The organism is Pseudomonas sp. O230 (assembly GCF_045447035.1).
In the GTDB taxonomy this organism is placed as follows: Bacteria; Pseudomonadota; Gammaproteobacteria; order Pseudomonadales; family Pseudomonadaceae; genus Aquipseudomonas.
This window is the reverse complement of the sequence record NZ_JBJGXN010000023.1, coordinates 1-3,581: the sequence shown is the minus strand read 5'-3', so window position 1 is coordinate 3,581 and position 3,581 is coordinate 1. Positions and strand designations below refer to the sequence as shown.

The 3,581-nt window shown below is 51.1% G+C and carries 2 tRNA genes and 2 rRNA genes; all 4 read left to right on the top strand.

The annotated features are described in order from the left end of the window. Positions 1 to 7: 7 nt before the first annotated feature. Positions 8 to 84: transfer RNA gene (locus ACI77H_RS29970), tRNA-Ile, on the top strand. Positions 85 to 112: 28 nt separating this feature from the next. After that, positions 113 to 188: transfer RNA gene (locus tag ACI77H_RS29965), tRNA-Ala, on the top strand. Between the two features lie 235 nt (positions 189 to 423). Next, positions 424 to 3,315 (top strand): 23S ribosomal RNA (locus ACI77H_RS29960). A 159-nt stretch (positions 3,316 to 3,474) separates the two neighbouring features. Beyond that, positions 3,475 to 3,581 (top strand): 5S ribosomal RNA (gene rrf / locus ACI77H_RS29955); the annotation flags it as partial.

Sequence of the window (3,581 nt, the reverse complement as noted above, 5' to 3'; positions counted from 1 at the left end):
CGAAATTGGGTCTGTAGCTCAGTTGGTTAGAGCGCACCCCTGATAAGGGTGAGGTCGGCAGTTCGAATCTGCCCAGACCCACCAATTTTTGTGTGGGATCCTGTAGCAATACGGGGCCATAGCTCAGCTGGGAGAGCGCCTGCCTTGCACGCAGGAGGTCAACGGTTCGATCCCGTTTGGCTCCACCACTACTGCTTCTGTTTGTTGAAAGCTTAGAAATGAGCATTCCATGGTGACATGGTGAATGTTGATTTCTAGTCTTTGGCTAGATCGTTCTTTAAAAATTTGGGTATGTGATAGAAAGATAGACTGAACGTTACTTTCACTGGTAACGGATCAGGCTAAGGTAAAATTTGTGAGTTTAATCGCGAATTTTCGGCGAATGTCGTCTTCACAGTATAACCAGATTGCTTGGGGTTATATGGTCAAGTGAAGAAGCGCATACGGTGGATGCCTTGGCAGTCAGAGGCGATGAAAGACGTGGTAGCCTGCGAAAAGCTTCGGGGAGTCGGCAAACAGACTTTGATCCGGAGATGTCTGAATGGGGGAACCCACCTAACATAAGTTAGGTATCTTAAGCTGAATACATAGGCTTAAGAAGCGAACCAGGGGAACTGAAACATCTAAGTACCCTGAGGAAAAGAAATCAACCGAGATTCCCTTAGTAGTGGCGAGCGAACGGGGACTAGCCCTTAAGTGGCTTTGAGATTAGCGGAACGCTCTGGAAAGTGCGGCCATAGTGGGTGATAGCCCTGTACGCGAAAATCTCTTAGTCATGAAATCGAGTAGGACGGAGCACGAGAAACTTTGTCTGAATATGGGGGGACCATCCTCCAAGGCTAAATACTACTGACTGACCGATAGTGAACTAGTACCGTGAGGGAAAGGCGAAAAGAACCCCGGAGAGGGGAGTGAAATAGATCCTGAAACCGTATGCGTACAAGCAGTGGGAGCCCACTTTGTTGGGTGACTGCGTACCTTTTGTATAATGGGTCAGCGACTTATTTTCAGTGGCGAGCTTAACCGAATAGGGGAGGCGTAGCGAAAGCGAGTCTTAATAGGGCGTCTAGTCGCTGGGAATAGACCCGAAACCGGGCGATCTATCCATGGGCAGGTTGAAGGTTGGGTAACACTAACTGGAGGACCGAACCGACTACCGTTGAAAAGTTAGCGGATGACCTGTGGATCGGAGTGAAAGGCTAATCAAGCTCGGAGATAGCTGGTTCTCCTCGAAAGCTATTTAGGTAGCGCCTCATGTATCACTGTAGGGGGTAGAGCACTGTTTCGGCTAGGGGGTCATCCCGACTTACCAAACCGATGCAAACTCCGAATACCTACAAGTGCCGAGCATGGGAGACACACGGCGGGTGCTAACGTCCGTCGTGAAAAGGGAAACAACCCAGACCGTCAGCTAAGGTCCCAAAGTTATGGTTAAGTGGGAAACGATGTGGGAAGGCTTAGACAGCTAGGAGGTTGGCTTAGAAGCAGCCACCCTTTAAAGAAAGCGTAATAGCTCACTAGTCGAGTCGGCCTGCGCGGAAGATGTAACGGGGCTCAAACCATACACCGAAGCTACGGGTATCACTTAGGTGATGCGGTAGAGGAGCGTTCTGTAAGCCTGTGAAGGTGAGTTGAGAAGCTTGCTGGAGGTATCAGAAGTGCGAATGCTGACATGAGTAACGACAATGGGTGTGAAAAACACCCACGCCGAAAGACCAAGGTTTCCTGCGCAACGTTAATCGACGCAGGGTTAGTCGGTCCCTAAGGCGAGGCTGAAAAGCGTAGTCGATGGAAAACAGGTTAATATTCCTGTACTTCTGGTTATTGCGATGGAGGGACGGAGAAGGCTAGGCCAGCTTGGCGTTGGTTGTCCAAGTTTAAGGTGGTAGGCTGGAATCTTAGGTAAATCCGGGATTCTAAGGCCGAGAGCTGATGACGAGTGTTCTTTTAGAACACGAAGTGGTTGATGCCATGCTTCCAAGAAAAGCTTCTAAGCTTCAGGTAACCAGGAACCGTACCCCAAACCGACACAGGTGGTTGGGTAGAGAATACCAAGGCGCTTGAGAGAACTCGGGTGAAGGAACTAGGCAAAATGGCACCGTAACTTCGGGAGAAGGTGCGCCGGTGAGGGTGAAGGACTTGCTCCGTAAGCTCATGCCGGTCGAAGATACCAGGCCGCTGCGACTGTTTATTAAAAACACAGCACTCTGCAAACACGAAAGTGGACGTATAGGGTGTGACGCCTGCCCGGTGCCGGAAGGTTAATTGATGGGGTTAGCTAACGCGAAGCTCTTGATCGAAGCCCCGGTAAACGGCGGCCGTAACTATAACGGTCCTAAGGTAGCGAAATTCCTTGTCGGGTAAGTTCCGACCTGCACGAATGGCGTAACGATGGCGGCGCTGTCTCCACCCGAGACTCAGTGAAATTGAAATCGCTGTGAAGATGCAGTGTATCCGCGGCTAGACGGAAAGACCCCGTGAACCTTTACTATAGCTTTGCACTGGACTTTGAATTTGCTTGTGTAGGATAGGTGGGAGGCTTTGAAGCGTGGACGCCAGTTCGCGTGGAGCCAACCTTGAAATACCACCCTGGCAACTTTGAGGTTCTAACTCAGGTCCGTTATCCGGATCGAGGACAGTGTATGGTGGGTAGTTTGACTGGGGCGGTCTCCTCCTAAAGAGTAACGGAGGAGTACGAAGGTGCGCTCAGACCGGTCGGAAATCGGTCGTAGAGTATAAAGGCAAAAGCGCGCTTGACTGCGAGACAGACACGTCGAGCAGGTACGAAAGTAGGTCTTAGTGATCCGGTGGTTCTGTATGGAAGGGCCATCGCTCAACGGATAAAAGGTACTCCGGGGATAACAGGCTGATACCGCCCAAGAGTTCATATCGACGGCGGTGTTTGGCACCTCGATGTCGGCTCATCACATCCTGGGGCTGAAGCCGGTCCCAAGGGTATGGCTGTTCGCCATTTAAAGTGGTACGCGAGCTGGGTTTAGAACGTCGTGAGACAGTTCGGTCCCTATCTGCCGTGGACGTTTGAGATTTGAGAGGGGCTGCTCCTAGTACGAGAGGACCGGAGTGGACGAACCTCTGGTGTTCCGGTTGTCACGCCAGTGGCATTGCCGGGTAGCTATGTTCGGAATAGATAACCGCTGAAAGCATCTAAGCGGGAAACTAGCCTCAAGATGAGATCTCACTGGGACCTTGAGTCCCCTGAAGGGCCGTCGAAGACTACGACGTTGATAGGTTGGGTGTGTAAGCGCTGTGAGGCGTTGAGCTAACCAATACTAATTGCCCGTGAGGCTTGACCATATAACACCCAAGCAATTTGACTACTCGAAAGAGCATCAGATTGCGGTGTGTGAAGACGAAACGAACCGAAAGTTCGAGATGCTCACAAAACACCGAAAGCTATCACATACCCAATTTGCTGAAGCGGGGCCAGCTGGCCACGACTCAGTACCCGAATTTCTTGACGACCATAGAGCATTGGAACCACCTGATCCCATCCCGAACTCAGCAGTGAAACGATGCATCGCCGATGGTAGTGTGGGGTTTCCCCATGTGAGAGTAGGTCA